Genomic DNA, 17,094 nt, shown 5'->3' on the forward strand with positions numbered 1-17,094 from the left:
CATGTCCAATCCTGCTGCACAACATCAGGCGCTCGACACGCTGCACCCCATCCTCGGCCGCCTGGGCTGGGATGCGATTCCGCTGCACGAGCCCATCCTCATCGGCACCTTCCTTGCCGTGGCCCTGGGCGGCCTGGCCGTGCTGGCGCTGCTGACCAAGTTCCGCCTGTGGGGCCCGCTGTGGCGTGACTGGATCACCAGCATCGACCACAAGAAGATCGGCATCATGTACATCGTGCTGGGCGTGGTGATGCTGCTGCGCGGCTTTGCCGACGCCATCATGATGCGCGCCCACCAGGCCATGGCCTTCGGCGACAACGCCGGCTTCCTGCCGCCGCACCACTACGACCAGGTCTTCACGGCCCACGGCGTGATCATGATCTTCTTCGTCGCGATGCCCTTCGTGACCGGATTCATGAACTACGTCGTGCCGCTGCAGATCGGCGCGCGCGACGTGGCCTTCCCGTTCCTGAACAACTTCAGCTTCTGGATGACCGCCGGCGGCGCCGTGTTGGTGATGATCTCGCTGTTCGTGGGTGAATTCGCCAAGACCGGCTGGCTGGCCTATCCGCCGCTGTCGGGTTTGATGGCGAGTCCGGACGTTGGGGTGGACTACTACCTCTGGTCACTGCAGATCGCGGGCGTGGGTACCACGCTGTCGGGCATCAACCTGATCGCCACCATCATCAAGATGCGCGCGCCGGGCATGACCATGATGAAGATGCCCGTCTTCACCTGGACGTCCCTGTGCACCAACGTGCTGATCGTCGCCACCTTCCCGGTGCTGGCGGCCACGCTGGCCCTGCTGACGGCAGACCGCTACCTCGGCACCAACTTCTTCACGAACGACCTCGGCGGCAACGCCATGCTGTACGTGAACCTGATCTGGATCTGGGGCCACCCCGAGGTCTACATCCTGGTGCTGCCGGTGTTTGGCATCTTCTCGGAAGTTGTGTCCACGTTCAGCCGCAAGAAGCTGTTCGGCTACGCGTCCATGGTCTACGCCACGGTGGTGATCACCATCCTGAGCTACCTGGTGTGGCTGCACCACTTCTTCACCATGGGCTCGGGCGCCAGCGTGAACAGCTTCTTCGGCATCACGACGATGATCATTTCGATCCCGACGGGCGCCAAGATCTTCAACTGGCTGTTCACCATGTACCGCGGGCGCATCAAGTTTGAAGTGCCCATGCTGTGGACCATCGGCTTCATGGTGACCTTCGTCATCGGCGGCATGACCGGCGTGCTGCTGGCGGTGCCCGCAGCCGACTTCGTGCTGCACAACAGCCTGTTCCTGATCGCCCACTTCCACAACGTCATCATCGGCGGCGTGGTGTTCGGCGTGTTCGCCGGCATCAACTATTGGTTCCCCAAGGCCTTCGGCTTCCGCCTGGACGCCTTCTGGGGCAAGGTGTCGTTCTGGTGCTGGTTCATCGGCTTTTGGGTGGCCTTCACGCCGCTGTATGCGCTGGGCCTGATGGGCGTGACCCGTCGCGTCAGCCACTTCGACGACATGTCGCTGCAGCCGTACTTCGTTGTGGCCGCCATCGGTGGCGCCATCGTGGCCGCGGGCATCGGCGCCTTCCTGGTGCAGATCGCCGTCAGCATCTGGCGCCGCAAGGAACTGGCCGACGTGACCGGCGACATCTGGGGTGGCCGCACGCTGGAGTGGTCGACCTCCTCGCCGCCGCCGGACTACAACTTCGCCTTCACGCCCATCGCCCATGAAATGGACGCCTGGCACGACATGAAGCAACGCGGCGTGGCGCGCCCGACGCAAGGCTTCGTCGCCATCCACATGCCCAAGAACACGGGAGCCGGTGTGGTGATCGCCATGCTGGCCACGGCCATGGGCTTTGCGCTGATCTGGCACATGTACATCCTGGCGGCGCTGGGCCTGTTGGCCACCGTGGTGGCCAGCATCGTGCACACCTTCAACTACCACCGCGACTATCACATCCAGGCCGATGCGGTGGCCCGCACGGAAGCCGAGCGCACCCGCGCGCTGGCCGCGGCCGCCCACGCAGCCTGACCTGGAGACAAGCTGACATGACTGCATCTGTTGCCACGCACGTGAACGGCGCGCCGGTCTATTACGACCACGCGGGCGCCCACCACCCGCCCAACAGCACCATGCTGGGCTTCTGGCTGTACCTGATGAGCGACTGCCTCATCTTTGCAGTGCTCTTCGCGGTGTACGCCGTGCTGGGCCGCTCGTACGCCGCCGGCCCCTCGGGGGCGGACCTGTTCGACCTGCCGCTGGTGGCGCTGAACACGGCTTTGCTGCTGTTCTCGTCCATCACCTACGGCTTCGCCATGATCGGCATGCAGGCCCGCCGCAAGGCGCAGGTGCTGGGCTGGTTGGCCGTGACCGGGCTGCTGGGGCTGGGGTTCCTGTTCATCGAAATCTATGAGTTCCAGCACCTGATCCATGAAGGCGCGGGCCCGGGGCGCAGTGCCTTCCTGTCCAGCTTCTTCACGCTGGTGGGTACGCACGGCCTGCACGTCACCTTTGGCTGCATCTGGCTGGTCACGCTGATGTTCCAGGTGAACAAGCACGGCCTGACGGCACCCAACCGCCGCCGCCTCATGTGCCTGTCGATGTTCTGGCACTTCCTGGACGTCGTCTGGATCGGCGTCTTCACCTTCGTGTACCTGATGGGGTCGATGTAATGGCTGCCCAACACCACACCGGTCATCACGACGACGACCACTTCGACGGCGAGCAGGACTTCCACGTCAGCTACAAGGGTTACGCCACGGGCTTCATCCTGTCGGTCATCCTGACGGCGATTCCCTTCTGGCTGGTCATGGCCAAGGTGCTGCCCGGCCCCAAGGTCACCGGCCTGGTCATCCTGGCCTTTGCGGCGGTGCAGATGGTGGTGCACATGGTGTACTTCCTGCACATGAACGCCAAGGTCGAGGGCGGCTGGTCCATGCTGGCCTTGCTGTTCACGGTGGCGCTGGTGGTCATCATGCTGGCCGGCTCGGTCTGGGTCATGTACCACATGAACGCCAACATGATGCCCACGCCGGACCCGGCGGCCATGCGCAACATGCCCTGAACGTGAAGCCCCTCGTCCGGCCCCGCCTCACGGAACGTGGGCGTGCCCAGCCGGCCCCCTCAGGGGGCGGCGATGCCTGCGGCTTCGAGCCGCAAGCACATCGCCAGGGCGGGCCGGCTTGGGAGCGGCCCCGCGCGCGACCCGCGCAACCCGCCGCGCGCGTGGAGCAGGCCCGATGAGTCGTCTCGCGCGCATCGCCCTGATCGTTGCCGCAGCGCTGGCCAGCCTGGGCTTCGTGGCCTTGGCGGCCTGGCAGTTCCAACGCCTGGGCTGGAAGCAGTCGCTCATCGCTCAAGTCGAGCGCCAGTCCCAGGCGGCGCCTGTGCCGCCCCCGGCCGCGGATGCCGCCGTGAGCCGCGCCGACGAGTACCGCCGCGTGCGCCTGGTCGGGCGTTTTGAACCCACCGAGGCCTTGGTGCAAGCCACCACTGCGCTGGGCGGCGGTCATTGGGTGCTCACCCCGCTGCGGCTGGAGGACGGCCGCGCCGTGTTGGTGAACCGCGGCTTCGTGCCGCCGGAACAGCGCGACCCCGCGCGCCGGCTTGCGCCGGTCGGCCCAGTGGAACTCGTCGGGCTGCTGCGCTTGACCGAAATCACCGGCGGCCCGCTGCGCGCCAACGTTCCCGCAGAAGGGCGCTGGTACTCGCGGGACGTGGCCGGCATTGCTGCCCAACTGGGCGTGGCCGGGCCCGTGGCGCCGTACTTTGTGGACGAGGTGGCCGATGCCGCCCAGCCCGGCCGCTGGCCGCGCCCGGGCCTCACGGTGCTGCACTTCGCCAACAATCACGCGGTCTATGCCATCACCTGGCTGGCGCTCGCGGCCATGTCCGCCGCTGCGGCGGTGTACCTGTGGCGCGAAGAACGCCGGCGCGTGCCCGCCTGATGTCCACCCCAGCCCCCACCGCCGAAGCCGTGGCCGTGGCGCCCGAGCGGCGCGCCGGACAGGCCAACCTGCGCCAGCTGATCGAACTGCGCTGGCTCGCCGTGGGCGGGCAACTCGCCACGGTGCTGGTGGTGCACGCGGGCTTGAGCATCGCGCTGCCGTGGGCCGAGATGCTCAGCCTGCTGGGCATCCTGGTGGCGTTCAACCTGTTCAGCCTGTGGCGGGCGCGGCTCACGCAGCCGGTGTCGCAGATCGAGCTGTGTGTGGCGTTGTTGGTCGATGTGGGCGTGCTCACCGGCCAGCTCTACCTGGCCGGCGGCAGCGACAACCCCTTCATCTACCTCTACCTGCTGCAAGTGGCCGTGGCCTCGGTGCTGCTGCGGCCGGTGTATTTGCTGGCGGTCATCAGCAGCGCGGTGTCGGGCTTTGTGATGCTGATGCAGTGGCACCGCCCGCTGGCGCTGGACCCCAACTTCCCCACGCTGCTGTCGCCCAACTACCTGGGTGGGCTGTTGCTGTGCTTCTTGCTGAACGTGGGCCTGGTCAGCGTGTTCATCGTGCGCATCAACCGCAACCTGCGGCAGCGTGATGCCGAACTGGCGGCCTTGCAGCAGCGTGCGGCCGAAGAGGTGCACATCGTGCGCATGGGCCTGCTGGCCAGCGGAGCGGCGCATGAACTCGGCACGCCCCTGGCCACGCTCAGCGTCATCCTGGGGGACTGGGCCCACATGGCGCCGTTCGCGGCCGAGCCCGAGCTGCGGGAAGAAATCGAGGAAATGCAGCGCCAGATCCTGCGCTGCAAAGCCATCGTCAGCGGCATCCTGATGTCCGCCGGCGAGATGCGCGGCGAGGCCCCGGCCTTGACCCGCTTGCCGGACTTCGTCGCCAAACTCGCGGCCGACTGGCGCCACGCCCACCCGCAGGCCGAACTCAGCCTGCAAGCTGACGCCTTGCCCGCGCGGGACATCATTTCCGACACCGCACTGCAGCAGGTCGTGGGCAACCTGCTGGACAACGCGTCCGAAGCCGCCCCCGGCTGCCCTCTGACGTTGCGCGCCACCTGCCCCGACGACGGCAGCTTGAGCCTGAGCGTGCTCGACGCCGGCCCCGGCTTCAGCGCCGACATGCTGGCCCACTTCGGGGACCCCTACCAAAGCAGCAAGGGCCAGCCGGGTCGGGGCATGGGGCTGTTCCTCAGCGTGAACGTGGCCCGCACGCTGGGCGGGCGGCTGCAAGCCCGCAACCGGCCGGAAGGCGGCGCCGAAGTGGTGCTCACGCTGCCCTTGGCGTCCTTGCTCCCCCGACAATCCGCGCCCCATGCCCCAAGCCGCTGAACACGACCGCCTGCTGCTCATCGTCGAAGACGACGACAGCTTTGCCCGCACGCTGGCGCGCTCGTTCGAGCGCCGCGGCTGGCGGGTGCGGCGCGCCACCGGGCTGGACGACCTCAAAACCCTGCTGGACGCCTTGCCCGAGGACGAAGAACTCGGCCACGCGGTGGTGGACCTCAAGCTCGCCGGGGGCGCGTCGGGCCTGGCCTGCGTGCAGCATTTGCACGTCTGGGACCCGGAGGTTCTGATCGTCGTGCTCACCGGCTACGCCAGCATCGCCACCGCCGTGGAAGCCATCAAGCTGGGCGCCTGCCACTACCTCGCCAAACCGGCCAACACCGATGACATCGAGGCCGCTTTCGCCCGCAAGCAGGGCGACGCGGAGGTGGAAGTGACCGAGCGCCAAACCGCGTCCATCAAGACCCTGGAGTGGGAACGCATCCACGAGGTGTTGGCCGAGACCGACTTCAACATCAGCGAAACCGCCCGCCGCCTGGGCATGCACCGCCGCACGCTGGCGCGCAAGCTGGAAAAGCAGCGCATCAAGTAAGCCCGGCACGCCGCGACGGCTGTCGGCCAGCGCGCACGGCCTGAGCCCCCTCGGGTTGCCGAATGCCGCTCAGCCGATCAGTTCGTCCAGCAACACATAACTGCGCCGCCGCAGCGCATGACTGTGCACGGCGCAAGCCACGATGAACTCGTCGGCCCCGGTGCGCTCGGCCGTGGCGCGCAGGCCGGCCCGCACCGTGTCGGGCGAGCCCACGAGGGACTCGCTCAGCATGCGCTCCACCTGCATCTGTTCGGCCGGCGTCCACAGCGCATCCATGCTCGCCACCGGCGGCGGCAGCTTGCCGCGCCAGCCGCGCACCATGCCCAGAAACCGCTGCTGCACCGAGGTGAACAGGTGCCGGGCTTCCTCGTCGGTGGGCGCCACGATCACGTTCAAGCCCACCGCGGCGTGGGGCCGTGGGTGGCGCTCGCTGGGGCGGTAGGTGCTGCGATAAATCTGCAGGGCCTGCATCAGCATCTCCGGCGCAAAGTGCGATGCGAACGCGAACGGCAAGCCCAGGTAGGCCGCCAACTGCGCGCCATAGAGGCTCGACCCCAGCAGCCAGATTGGCACCGCCGTGCCCTGGCCCGGCACGGCACGCACCGGGGCGTCCGCCGCTGCGGGGCCCAGGTAGCTTTGCAACTCCAGCACGTCGTTCGGGAAGCCGTCTTCCCCGGTGCTTTCCAGGCTGCGGCGCAGGGCGCGCATGGTGGGCCGGTCCGTGCCCGGCGCACGGCCCAGGCCCAGGTCGATGCGACCCGGAAACAACTCGGCCAGCGTGCCGAACTGCTCGGCAATCGTGAGCGGCGCGTGGTTGGGCAGCATGATGCCGCCGGCCCCCACGCGGATGCGCGTCGACGCCGCCGCCAGCTGCCCGATCAGCACTGCCGTGGCCGAGCTGGCCACGCCCTCCATGTTGTGGTGCTCGGCCACCCAATAGCGCTGGTAACGCAGGCCATCGGCCAGCTTCACGAGGTCCAGGCTGTTGAGCAGGGCCTGGCGGGTGGTGTCGCCGTCCACGACGGGGGCGAGGTCCAGGATGGAAAGCGGGGGCAGAATAGACATGGCGGCATCTTGCCGAGGCTGGCGTGGCCTTGTCAGCGCGGGGCCTCTGGCGCCAGGGCTTTGCCCATGAACACGCTCAGCGGGTGGTCCGGGTAGTCGCCAAACGGGCCGCGCCGCTCGTATCCCTCGCGGACGTAGAACGCCAGCGCCTCGGGCTGATATGGCCCGGTCTCCAGCATCAACTGCCGGCAGCCGCGCTCACAGGCCGCCCGCTCCAGCGTGCGAATCAGCGCTTGCGCCACGCACTGGCCGCGCGCCGCCGGGCGCACGAACATGCGCTTGATCTCGCCGTACGCATCGCTGAGCACCACGGCCGCGCATCCCACCGCCGTGCCTGCTTCATCTCGCGCCACGGCGAACAGCACGTGAGGCTGGCACAGCGAGCTCAAGTCCAGCGCGTAGCGCGCCTCGGCGGGGTAGAGGCTGTCTTGGTAGGCGTCCAGCTCCGCGATGAGGGCAATGACCTCGGGCTGGTTGGCGGTTTCGAAGGCAATCAGGAGCATGGGGCGAAGCTTCTCATGCCACCAGAGGCCCAGGCCCAGCCTGGGCGCCCGCGCCTTCAGAGAGCATGAACCGCCCGAACGAGTTGCGGGGCGTCGGGATGCGCGCGCAGCCGCATGCCGAACTCCCGCGCCAGCGCCAGCATGCGCCGGTTCTCGGCCAGCACGTCGCCGAACAGTGTGTGCACGCCTTGGCGGCGGGCGTCGGTGATGAGGTGGGCCAGCAGGCGCCGTCCCAGGCCGCGCCCTTGCAAGTCGTCAGCCACGGCGATTGCGAACTCGGCCACCGCCGGGCGTGCCGGGTCGCGCATGAAGCGCGCATCGGCAATGACCACCGACCCTTCGGCCAACGGCAGTTCCACCACCCAGGCCCGGTGCAGATGTTGATCCACTTCGGTCAACAGCTTCAGCAGCGCAGGGCTCAGTCGGTGCAGCCCGATGTGGAAGCGCTGGTGGCGCGAGTCCAGCGACAAGCCGTTGAAAAAGCGCTCTTCGGCCGCGGCGTCGTCGTGCCGGAAATGGCGCACGGTGGCTCGCTCGCCGCCGGGCAGTTGCCAGGTCTGCGGCGCCTGCGCGCCAGCGAGCGCCGCGGGGCTCTGCGCTTCAGTGGTCACGGCCGGGCCTCGGTCGCCAGCCGCAGGTCCAGCACCGCCGGGCCGCTCAGCGCGCTGATGGTCACGCCCTCGCCGTTGGGCACCACAAAGCACTGGCCAGGTTCCAGCACAAAGTCGCGCCTGTCGTGGTCCACGGTGATCCACAGCGTGCCGGCCGCGCTGCACAGGTGGGTGGCGCGCGCATCGGGCAGGCGCGAGGTTTGGCCACGTTGCAGCAGCAGCCGGGTCTTGGGTGGGGTGTCGATCAGCATCGTGGGCTCCTCATCCGGCCGCACTGCATGCGGTGAAGTCATGCTTGCGGTGCGACCGCGTGGCATGGATAGTGGCTGCCAGCGCCGCACCCGACAAACGATGATTCGGAAGGCTTCGCATTCCTTCAGTGCATGCAAAACAAACCGCTCGATCACCTGCCGCCGCTGCAACTGCTGGCCGCTTTTGAGGCCGCCGCGCGCCACCTGAGCTTCACGCAGGCGGCGCAGGAGCGCTTCGTCACGCAGTCGGCCATGAGCCGGCAAATCCGCGTGCTGGAAGAAGCCTTGGGCGTGCCGCTGTTCGAGCGCCGCCACCGCGCGCTCGCGCTGACCGAAGACGGCCAGCGCTTGCACGCCGCCTGCGCCACGGCGCTGAACACCCTGCGCGTGGCCGTGCGCACCGTGCGCGAGCCGCACCAGCGCCAGGTGTTGGCGTTGACGACGACGCCGGGCTTCGCGTCGCTGTGGCTGATCCCGCGCCTCACGGCCTTCACCCGTGCGCATCCGGGCATTGATGTGCGGCTGGATGCCGGCTTGGGCAACCGCAACCTGGCCAGCGAGGGCTTCGATCTGGCCATTCGCTACAGCCCCGTGACCGCGCCGCAGGGCCAGGCCTTGTTTGCCGAGGCCATGCTGCCCGTCTGCAGCCCGCGCCTGGTGGGCGAGCTGGGCCTGCCGCTGCGCAAGCCGGCGGATTTGGCCCGTCACACGCTGCTGCACCTGGCCATGGACGGTGACAGCGCCGGCATGCCCGCCGAGTGGGAGCCGTGGCTCAACGCCTGGGGCCTGGCCGACCTGCGGCCGGCGGCGCGGCTGAGTTTTTCCAGCTATTCCGAGGCCATTGCCGCCGCCGTGGCGGGGCAGGGCGTGGCCCTGGGGCGGCGGCCGCTGGTGGACGCGCTGCTGGCCAGCGGCCAGCTCGTCACGCCGTTTGACGCCGGCATCGCCTCGGCGCGGGCCTATCGCCTCATCGTGGACCCGGCTGCGCGTTCAAGGCCGGCGGTGAAGGCCTTCGAGCAGTGGCTGTTGAAGGAGTGCGGCGCGGCAGAGGCTCAGCCCGCCAGCCCGGCGTAGACGTTCTGCACGTCGTCGTTGTCGTCCATCGCGGCCAGGAAGCTTTCCACCTCTTCCAGCTGCTCGGCCGTCAGGGTATCGGCCGCGATGGGGTTCTTGGGCCGGTAGCCCAGCTTGGCGCTCAGCACCGTGAAGCCGTGGGCGGGCAGGGCGCGGCTGACGAGGTCGAGGTCGGTCGGGTCGGTCAGAAAGACGGTCACGCCGTCTTCGTCCGCCGGCAGCAGGTCCTGCGCGCCGGCCTCGATGGCGGCCATGTCGGCATCGGCACCCGGCGTCGCCGGTTCGGCTTCGATGAGGCCGAGGTGGTCAAAGTCCCAGCTCACCGAGCCCGGCGTGCCCTGCTGGCCCTTGCGGAACAGCACGCGCATGTCCGACGCGGCGCGGTTGGTGTTGTCGGTCAGCACCTCCACCATCACCGGCACGCGGTGCGGCGCAAAGCCCTCGTAAATGACCTGCTCGAAGTGCACGGTCTCACCGGTCAGCCCGGCGCCCTTCTTGATGGCCCGGTCCAGCGTGTCCTTGGGCATGGACACTTTGCGCGCCGCCTCGACCGCCATGCGCAGCTTGGCGTTGTCTTTGGGGTCGGCGCCGTTGCGCGCCGCAATCATGATGTCCTTGGCCAGCTTGCCAAACAGCTTGCCCTTGGCGTTGGCGGCGATGTCTTTGTGCTTGGCTTTCCATTGGGCGCCCATGGGGTGTCCTGTCGCTGGTTGGGTTGAGCCCGTCGCGGCGTGGCCGAGTAAGGCGGGGCGCTACTGTACGGGGTAGTTCATCGGCGCAGCTTCACCGGCTCTGCTCCCAATGATCTGCAGCATTGGCCAGGACTTCGCAGTCGCAAAAGCCGCCGTGTTCGCGAAGCCAGGAGAGAACCTTGTCTTTCGGCTGCCGCCGCTCCAAAAGCCAGGATGTCGTGAATCGCAGGCTGTGGTCGCAGCCAGACTGCTCGACGCCGGCGTCAACCGCATCAAACAGCGATTCAAGCAATCCGTCGGCGATGGGAAAGGCGTCCCGTGCTAGCTGCTTTTGTTGAATCTTCCAGGCCTTCTTTCGATCTTGGTCGGTGGTGTTCATGTCGCTTCCTCCCACGGTCAGGCTAGTCCGAACTGCCCAGTGTGGCGGCCACTTTCCTCGTTTGCCCAGCCCGCCACACGGTGAGCGTCACCTTCTCCCCAATCTGCCGCGTCTCCAGCACCGACAGCATGTCATCCAGGTCCGCCACCGCCTGCCCGTCGACGGCGGTGATGACGTCCCCCTGCACGATGCGCCCGCTGCGGTCGCGGCCGAAGGGTTTCAGGCCGGCGGCGGCGGCCGGGCTGCCGTCGGCCACGTTGACCAGCAGCACGCCCTTGGGCGCGCCCAGGGCTTTGCCCAGGTTGTCGGGGCCGGAGGTCACGCCCAGCACGGGGCGGATGAAGCGGCCGTCGCGGATCAGCCGCGGCACGATGCGGTTGACCTCGTCCACAGGGATGGCAAAGCCGATGCCAGCGCTCGCCCCGCTGGGGCTGTAGATGGCGGTGTTGACGCCAATCAGCCGCCCGGCGGAGTCCAGCAACGGGCCGCCCGAGTTGCCGGGGTTGATGGCTGCGTCGGTCTGGATGGCGCCCTTGATGGTGCGGCGGGTGACGGACTCGATCTCGCGGTTCAATGCCGAAACGATGCCGGTGGTGAGGGTCTGGTCGAGCCCGAAGGGGTTGCCGATGGCGTAGACCTTTTGGCCCACCTGCAGTTCGCGGCTGGTGCCCACGGGAATGGCGGGCAGCTTGGTCGCCGGGGCTTCGATGCGCAGCACGGCGAGGTCACGGTCGGGGAAAGCGCCGACGAGCTTGGCGGGGAAGCTGCTTTGGTCGGCCAGCGTGACGGTGGCGCGGTCACCGCCCTGGATGACGTGGAAGTTGGTGACGATGTGGCCCGTGTCGTCCCACACAAAGCCGGTGCCCGTGCCGCTGGGCTGCTCGCTGGTGCGCAGCGAGAAGAAATCTCTTTGCACGGACAGCGTGGTGATGTGCACCACCGACGGGCTGATGCGTTTGAACACGCTGATGTTGTTCAGTTCCTCGGCGTCGAGCGCGCCGCGCGCGGCGACGGCGCGGGGCTGCGCCGGTGTCTTGGCTTCGGCATTGACGGTGCCGGCCGCCAGGCCGAGGATGCAAGCAAGGGTCAACAAGTGCTGGGTCATGAACCGAGCCAGGGAGCGATGGTGATGCGACGTATTTTGGTGGGGGCCGCGGCCCGGCGTTGGCGTGAGGCGTGCATGGCCACTTGGGCTGCGGTTGCAACGTTGGCCTTGTGGGCCCCGCAGGCCCAGGCGCAGCAGGTGTGGAAGTGCGAGGTGGACGGCCAGGTGCGCTTCAGCGACAAGCCGTGCCCGGGCACGGGTCAGCCGCTGGCCGAGCGCAAGCTGCAGGCGAATGTGGTGGAAGCCCTGAAGCCCGAAGTGGTGCACGCTGCGATGGGGCGCCCGCCCTTGGCGCCGGCCGACGGCGCGGGCGGGCCGCCGGCCAATGTGTGCCCCAGCGAGGGCGAGATCCGCAACATGGAAACGCGAGCCTCCTCCAACTCGCTGGGCGCGCCTGAGCGGCAGTTCATGCAAGACGAGGCCCGGCGCGCCTTGCAGTGCCGCGCTGGGCAGGGCCGCTACACCGAGGCAGACTGGGCCGTCAGCCGCGAGGCCCAGGCCGCGCAAAGCCAGTTGAGCGAGCGCGCACGGCAGGAGGCCCGGGCCCGGGCCGAGGCACGGCACAGTGCGGCGCACGCGGTGGAGGGCGACCGCATCGCCCAGCGGCGGCTGGAAGAAGAGAAGACGCAGCGGCGTAACCAGGAGCTGCAGCAGCGGGGCCAGAATCCGGCGTCCGCGCCCCGCCCCTGAGTTGTTGATGCCCTTGCCCCAGACTGGTTCCGAACGCAGCGACCGCCTTGATGCCTTGCGTGGCTTCGCCATCGTCTGGATGGCGGTGTTCCATTTTTCGTTCGACCTGAACCACTTCGGCTGGATTCAGCAGAACTTCTACCGCGACCCGTTCTGGACTTGGCAGCGCACGGCCATCGTGAGCCTGTTCCTGTTCTGCGCGGGGGGCGGGCAGGCGCTGGCGATGCAGGCCGGGCAGGGCGCGCGGCGGTTTTGGCGGCGCTGGGCACAGGTGGCCGGCTGCGCGCTGTTGGTGTCGGCCGGGTCGTGGGTGATGTTCCCGAACAGCTGGATCAGCTTCGGCGTGCTGCACGGCATGGCGGTGATGCTGCTGCTGTTGCGCCTGGGCTTGAGCCGCCTGCCCAACATCGTGCTGCTGGTGCTGGCCGCGTTGGCGGTGGCGGCGCCGCAGGGGGTGGCGAGCGCGCTGTTCGACACCCGCTGGACGAACTGGGTGGGCTTGGTGACGCACAAACCCATCACCGAAGACTACGTGCCCGTGCTGCCCTGGTTGGGCGTGATGCTGCTGGGCTTCGTCGTGACCCGCGCCCGGCCGGCCGTGTGGCATGGCCCGGCGCCGCGCCCGCTGGCCGTGCTGGGGCGGTGGTCGCTGAGCTTTTACATGGTGCACCAGCCGGTGCTGATCGGCGCGCTGACGGCGGCGCAGTTCTTCAGGGGAGCGTGATGAAAACCAAGGTCTGGCTGCTGCTGGCAGCCTGGGGGGTGTGGGCGGCCGGTGCCGCAGTGGCCGCGCCGTTTGTGTGGCCGAACGGCGCGAAGGCGGCCGTGAGCCTGGGCTATGACGACGGGCTGGACAGCCAGCTGGATCACGTCATTCCCCAGCTGAACAAGCGCGGCCTGCGAGCGAGCTTTTACGTGCCCATCAACGGCCCCACGCTGCCCGGCCGTCAGAACGAATGGAAGGCCGCCGCGGCCGCGGGCCATGAACTGGGCAACCACAGCCTGTTCCACAGCTGCTCCGCCACCGGGCCGGGGCGCGAGTGGGTGCAGCCGCACCGCAACCTGGACCGCCAACTGGCCGCCGCCGTGCAAGAACAGGTGCTGGCCGCCAACACCTGGCTGCAGGCGCTGGACGGGCAAACGCGCCGCACCTTCACGCCGCCGTGCCTGGACATGAAGGCCGGCGGCCAAGACTTTGTGGCAGCGCTGAAGCCCCATTTCGTGGCGTTTCGCGCGGCCGGCCCGGGCCTGTTGACCGACACCACGCAGTTGGACCCGTACGCCATGCCGGTGTACTTCGTGGAGGGCTACTCGGGCGAGCAGCTGATTGCGCTGGTGGAAAAGGCCGCGGCGCAAGGGGCGATGGTGTCGCTGCTGTTCCACGGTGTGGGCGCCGAGCACCTGAGCGTGACCCGCGAGGCGCACGACCAGTTGCTGGACCACCTGGCCCAGCACCGCGCGCGCTTCTGGACGGACACCATGGTCAACATCAGCCAGAACGCGCGCCGGCAGGCCAGCCGCTGAGGCGAACCGCCGACAATGCGCCCATGAGCTCTCCCAAGTCCGTCCTGTTCGGCTTTCATGCCGTCACCGTCCGCCTCAAGACCCACCCCGACTCGGTGGCCGAGGTGCATTTCGACCCGGCCCGGCGTGACCAGCGCATGCGGGCCTTCATCGAACGGGCCAAGGACGCCGGCGCCAAGCTGGTGGAAAGCACCGACGAGCGCCTGAGCCAACTGGCCGGCAGCCCGCGCCACCAAGGCGTGGTGGCCCGCGTGGCCACCATCGCCCAGCCGCATTCGCTGGACGACGTGCTGGACGCCGTGGAAGGCCCGCCGCTGGTGCTGGTGCTGGACGGCGTGACCGACCCGCACAACTTGGGCGCCTGCCTGCGCGTGGCCGACGGCGCCGGCGCGCACGCCGTGGTCGCCCCCAAGGACCGGGCCGTGGGCCTGAACGCCACGGTGGCCAAGGTGGCCAGCGGCGCGGCCGAGACCGTGCCCTACCTGATGGTCACCAACCTGGCGCGCACGCTGAACGAACTGAAGGAGCGCGACATCTGGGTGGTGGGCACCTCCGACCAGGCCGAGCGCTCCATCTACGACCTGGACTTCACCCGCCCCATCGCCTTCGTGCTGGGCGCCGAGGGCGAGGGCATGCGGCAGCTCACCGCCAAGACCTGCGACGAACTGGTGCGCATTCCCATGGCCGGCGCGGTGGAAAGCCTGAACGTGTCGGTGGCCTCGGGCGTGTGCCTGTACGAGGTGCTGCGCCAGCGCACGGCTGCGGCCCGTCGATAATTCCGACTATTCAGTAGAAATAAGGAACGCGTCATGGCCGTCATCGAAGTCAAGCACCCCCTCGTCAAGCACAAGATCGGCCTGATGCGGGAGGCGGACATCTCGACCAAGAAGTTCCGCGAACTGACCGGTGAAGTGGCGCGCCTGCTGACCTACGAGGCCACGGCCGACTTCCCGCTGGAGAAGGTCACCATCAACTGCTGGAGCGGCCCGGCCGAGATCGACCAGATCGCCGGCCGCAAGGTCACGGTGGTGCCCATCCTGCGCGCAGGCCTGGGCATGCTGGACGGCGTGCTGGATATCCTGCCCAACGCCAAGGTCTCCGTCGTCGGCCTGGCGCGTGACCATGAAACCCTCAAGCCGGTGAACTACTTCGACAAGTTCGTCGGCAACCTCGAAGCCCGCACCGCGCTGATCATCGACCCGATGCTCGCCACCGCCGGCAGCATGATCGCGACGGTGGACCTGCTGAAGGCGCGCGGCTGCAAGGACATCCGCGCCCTGGTGCTGGTGGCCGCGCCCGAGGGCGTGAAGGCCCTGAACGACGCCCACCCCGATGTGCGCTGCTGGACGGCCGCCATCGACAGCCACCTCAACGAGGTGGGCTACATCATCCCGGGCCTGGGTGACGCCGGCGACAAGATCTTCGGCACGAAGGAGGGTTGACCCCTCGCTTGGTGCACCGAGTCGGCTTGGGGCGGCCCGGCGCTCGGCCCCAAACTCAGGCCAACACCTGCCTCAGCGCCTCGCGCAGCAGCGCCAGCCCTTCGTCCACTTCGTCCGCGCTGATGTTCAGCGCCGGCATCAGCCGCAGCAGATGCGGGCGCGGCGCGTTGAGCAGCAGGCCGACCGGTGACAAGGCCTGAGCGGCCGCCACCACGGCGGGTGCGTCGTTGGACGGCAGTTCCACCGCACGCAGCAAGCCAAGCCCGCGTTCGCCGACCAGGCCGTGGTCCCGCACGATGGCCTGCAGCCCGGCGCTGAGTTGCTCGGCGCGGGCGCGCACCTCGGCCAGGAATGCCGGCCGGCACACCTCGTTCACGATGGCCAGCCCCACGGCCGCCATCAGCGGAGCGCCGCAGAAGGTGCCGCCCTGGTCGCCCGGCTCGAAGCAGTTCAGCCCTTCCCGGCAAAGCAGGGCCGACAGCGGCACGCCGCCGCCCAGGCCCTTGGCCAGGGTCAGGATGTCGGGCTCGACGTCGTAGTGCTGGAACGCAAATGCCTGGCCGCAGCGTCCCACGCCGGTCTGCACCTCGTCCGCGATCAGCAGCACGCTGCGCTCGCGGGTCAGCGCGCGCAGCTCGCGCACAAAGCCTGGGTCGGCCAGCACCACGCCGGCCTCGCCCTGCACGAACTCGATCATCACGGCCACGGTCTGCGGCGTGATCGCCTGGGCGACCGACTCGATGTCGTTCAACCGCGCCTTGGCAAAGCCTGTGGGCATGGGGGCGTAGATGCGGTCCCAGCCCGGCTTCCCGGACGCGCTCATCATGGCCAGCGTGCGGCCGTGGAAGCCCTGCTCGAAGCTGATCACCTCGTGCGCGCCGCCGCGGTGGCGGCTGCCCCAGCGGCGGGCCAGCTTGACCGCGCCTTCATTGGCTTCCGCACCGGAGTTCGCGAGGAACACGCGGTCGAAGCCGCTCACCCGCACCAGCGCCGCCGCCAGGTCCAGCATCGGCCGGTTGAAGTAAGCCGGGCTGGGGTTCAGCAGGCGACGCGACTGGGCCAGCAGCGCCTCGGTGATGAGCGCCGGGCTGTGGCCCAGGCTGTTGACCGCCCAGCCCTGAATCAGGTCCAGGTGGCGCTTGCCCTGTTCGTCCATGAGCCACGCGCCGTGGCCTTCCACGAACACCGTCTCCGGCCGTTGCGTGATGGTGATGAGGTCGTGTCCGAGGAGGCTCATGCGGCGTCCTTCCAGTCGTAGTCCATCTGCCGGGCGGTGCGCAGGGCCAGGTCTCGGCTGTGCAGTCGCTCGACGAGGTGCAGGCTCATGTCGATGCCGGCGGAAATGCCGGCCGACGTCACCACGGGGCCTTCGTCCACCCAGCGCACGCCCTCGCGCACCGAAACCGCCGGGCGCAGCGCGCGCAGGTCGTCCAGGTCTTCCCAGTGGGTGGTGGCCGCCAGGCCGTCCAGCACGCCGGCTTGGGCCAGCAGCAGGGCGCCGGTGCAGACGGAGGCGAGCAGGCGCGTGCTGCCACGCTGCGCAGCGATCCACGCCAGCGTCTCTTGCTGCCGCAGTTCGGCGCTCACCACGCCGCCGGGCACGATGGCGCAGGTCAGCGGCGGGTGATCGGCCAGCGTGGCGTCGGGCGTCAGCGCGAGGCCGGCGCGTGCGCGCACCGGTGTGCGGTTGCGGGCCAGCGTGGTCACCGCGAACAGCGGGTCAGCCCCGGCCGCCTGGCTGCGGGCACGCACGCGCGCGGCGGTGGTGAACACCTCGTAGGGGCCGGCCATGTCCAGCAGCTCCACCTCGTCAAAAACCAGAATGCCGATGTGCATGGGGTTGCGGCCTCCTGCCGCGATGGGGTTGTTCATGGCCGGCAGTGTGCGGCGCACGGGTTGTGGCCGCCAGGACGCAGTTCCCACCTTTTC

At 68.7% G+C, this 17,094-nt stretch carries 21 protein-coding genes; 12 read left to right on the forward strand and 9 right to left on the reverse strand.

All coding sequences use genetic code 11. The features are described from left to right. Position 1: 1 nt before the first annotated feature. The 6 genes from cyoB (at position 2) to ACG01O_RS08200 (ending at position 5,829) form a co-directional block, all read left to right on the forward strand. Entirely contained in the window at positions 2-2,032 is a 2,031-nt protein-coding gene (gene cyoB / locus ACG01O_RS08175) for a cytochrome o ubiquinol oxidase subunit I (protein WP_394383385.1), read from the forward strand. Positions 2,033-2,049: 17 nt separating this feature from the next. Beyond that, positions 2,050-2,673 (forward strand): cytochrome o ubiquinol oxidase subunit III, encoded by a 624-nt coding sequence (gene cyoC, locus ACG01O_RS08180; protein WP_394383387.1) that lies wholly within the window; start codon positions 2,050-2,052, stop codon positions 2,671-2,673. After that, on the forward strand, positions 2,673-3,065 hold the full coding sequence (gene cyoD, locus ACG01O_RS08185; RefSeq protein ID WP_394383389.1) for a cytochrome o ubiquinol oxidase subunit IV: 393 nt from the start codon (positions 2,673-2,675) through the stop codon (positions 3,063-3,065). The genes cyoC and cyoD overlap by 1 nt, the downstream gene beginning before the upstream one ends. A gap of 175 nt (positions 3,066-3,240) precedes the next feature. Next, a complete protein-coding gene (locus ACG01O_RS08190) occupies positions 3,241-3,948 on the forward strand; it encodes an SURF1 family protein (RefSeq protein ID WP_394383391.1) in 708 nt (235 codons plus the stop codon). After that, positions 3,948-5,282, forward strand: coding sequence for an ATP-binding protein (locus ACG01O_RS08195; protein ID WP_394383392.1), 1,335 nt, complete (start codon positions 3,948-3,950; stop codon positions 5,280-5,282). The genes ACG01O_RS08190 and ACG01O_RS08195 overlap by 1 nt, the downstream gene beginning before the upstream one ends. Then, positions 5,266-5,829: a response regulator transcription factor gene (locus ACG01O_RS08200; RefSeq protein WP_394383394.1), complete on the forward strand. Its 564-nt coding sequence runs from the start codon at positions 5,266-5,268 to the stop codon at positions 5,827-5,829. The genes ACG01O_RS08195 and ACG01O_RS08200 overlap by 17 nt, the downstream gene beginning before the upstream one ends. 69 nt (positions 5,830-5,898) lie before the next feature. Here ACG01O_RS08200 and ACG01O_RS08205 read toward each other — a convergent pair whose 3' ends face one another. The 4 genes from ACG01O_RS08205 to ACG01O_RS08220 are packed head-to-tail and all read right to left on the reverse strand — an operon-like array spanning position 5,899 to position 8,259. Continuing rightward, positions 5,899-6,930, reverse strand: coding sequence for an LLM class flavin-dependent oxidoreductase (locus ACG01O_RS08205; RefSeq protein ID WP_394384198.1), 1,032 nt, complete (start codon positions 6,928-6,930; stop codon positions 5,899-5,901). After that, complete coding sequence (locus tag ACG01O_RS08210; RefSeq protein ID WP_394383396.1) at positions 6,927-7,397, reverse strand: GNAT family N-acetyltransferase; 471 nt, start codon at positions 7,395-7,397, stop codon at positions 6,927-6,929. The genes ACG01O_RS08205 and ACG01O_RS08210 overlap by 4 nt, the downstream gene beginning before the upstream one ends. Positions 7,398-7,453: 56 nt before the next feature. Next, a complete protein-coding gene (locus tag ACG01O_RS08215) occupies positions 7,454-8,008 on the reverse strand; it encodes a GNAT family N-acetyltransferase (protein ID WP_394383398.1) in 555 nt (184 codons plus the stop codon). Then, complete coding sequence (locus ACG01O_RS08220; protein ID WP_394383400.1) at positions 8,005-8,259, reverse strand: DUF2917 domain-containing protein; 255 nt, start codon at positions 8,257-8,259, stop codon at positions 8,005-8,007. The genes ACG01O_RS08215 and ACG01O_RS08220 overlap by 4 nt, the downstream gene beginning before the upstream one ends. Positions 8,260-8,391: 132 nt before the next feature. Between ACG01O_RS08220 and gcvA the strand changes: the two genes are divergently transcribed. Beyond that, on the forward strand, positions 8,392-9,333 hold the full coding sequence (gcvA, locus tag ACG01O_RS08225; RefSeq protein ID WP_394383402.1) for a transcriptional regulator GcvA: 942 nt from the start codon (positions 8,392-8,394) through the stop codon (positions 9,331-9,333). On the opposite strand, the gene ACG01O_RS08230 is transcribed toward gcvA, so the two are convergent. The 3 genes from ACG01O_RS08230 to ACG01O_RS08240 form a co-directional block, all read right to left on the reverse strand. After that, complete coding sequence (locus ACG01O_RS08230) at positions 9,312-10,025, reverse strand: YebC/PmpR family DNA-binding transcriptional regulator (RefSeq protein WP_394383404.1); 714 nt, start codon at positions 10,023-10,025, stop codon at positions 9,312-9,314. The genes gcvA and ACG01O_RS08230 overlap by 22 nt on opposite strands. A 91-nt stretch (positions 10,026-10,116) precedes the next feature. Further along, entirely contained in the window at positions 10,117-10,404 is a 288-nt protein-coding gene (locus tag ACG01O_RS08235) for a DUF2695 domain-containing protein (RefSeq protein ID WP_394383406.1), read from the reverse strand. 22 nt (positions 10,405-10,426) lie between these two features. Continuing rightward, positions 10,427-11,509, reverse strand: a complete 1,083-nt coding sequence (locus ACG01O_RS08240; RefSeq protein ID WP_394383409.1) for a S1C family serine protease — start codon at positions 11,507-11,509, stop codon at positions 10,427-10,429. 75 nt (positions 11,510-11,584) lie between these two features. Between ACG01O_RS08240 and ACG01O_RS08245 the strand changes: the two genes are divergently transcribed. From ACG01O_RS08245 to upp, 5 genes are read left to right on the forward strand one after another with little or no spacing between them, the layout of a single operon-like run. Further along, a complete protein-coding gene (locus tag ACG01O_RS08245) occupies positions 11,585-12,199 on the forward strand; it encodes a DUF4124 domain-containing protein (RefSeq protein ID WP_394383411.1) in 615 nt (204 codons plus the stop codon). Positions 12,200-12,206: 7 nt separating this feature from the next. Continuing rightward, positions 12,207-12,923, forward strand: coding sequence for an acetyltransferase domain-containing protein (locus ACG01O_RS08250; RefSeq protein ID WP_394383413.1), 717 nt, complete (start codon positions 12,207-12,209; stop codon positions 12,921-12,923). Beyond that, positions 12,923-13,723 (forward strand): polysaccharide deacetylase family protein, encoded by an 801-nt coding sequence (locus ACG01O_RS08255; RefSeq protein WP_394383415.1) that lies wholly within the window; start codon positions 12,923-12,925, stop codon positions 13,721-13,723. The genes ACG01O_RS08250 and ACG01O_RS08255 overlap by 1 nt, the downstream gene beginning before the upstream one ends. 23 nt (positions 13,724-13,746) lie before the next feature. Then, complete coding sequence (rlmB, locus tag ACG01O_RS08260; protein WP_394383417.1) at positions 13,747-14,499, forward strand: 23S rRNA (guanosine(2251)-2'-O)-methyltransferase RlmB; 753 nt, start codon at positions 13,747-13,749, stop codon at positions 14,497-14,499. A gap of 33 nt (positions 14,500-14,532) precedes the next feature. Next, complete coding sequence (gene upp, locus ACG01O_RS08265) at positions 14,533-15,165, forward strand: uracil phosphoribosyltransferase (RefSeq protein WP_394383419.1); 633 nt, start codon at positions 14,533-14,535, stop codon at positions 15,163-15,165. A 55-nt stretch (positions 15,166-15,220) separates the two neighbouring features. Here upp and ACG01O_RS08270 read toward each other — a convergent pair whose 3' ends face one another. Together ACG01O_RS08270 and ACG01O_RS08275 are read right to left on the reverse strand one after the other, a co-directional pair. Continuing rightward, a complete protein-coding gene (locus ACG01O_RS08270) occupies positions 15,221-16,402 on the reverse strand; it encodes an acetylornithine transaminase (protein ID WP_394383420.1) in 1,182 nt (393 codons plus the stop codon). After that, complete coding sequence (locus tag ACG01O_RS08275) at positions 16,399-17,037, reverse strand: DJ-1/PfpI family protein (protein WP_394383422.1); 639 nt, start codon at positions 17,035-17,037, stop codon at positions 16,399-16,401. The genes ACG01O_RS08270 and ACG01O_RS08275 overlap by 4 nt, the downstream gene beginning before the upstream one ends. Positions 17,038-17,094: the final 57 nt, after the last annotated feature.

The organism is Pelomonas baiyunensis (assembly GCF_043555935.1).
In the GTDB taxonomy this organism is placed as follows: Bacteria; Pseudomonadota; Gammaproteobacteria; order Burkholderiales; family Burkholderiaceae_C; genus Pelomonas; species Pelomonas baiyunensis.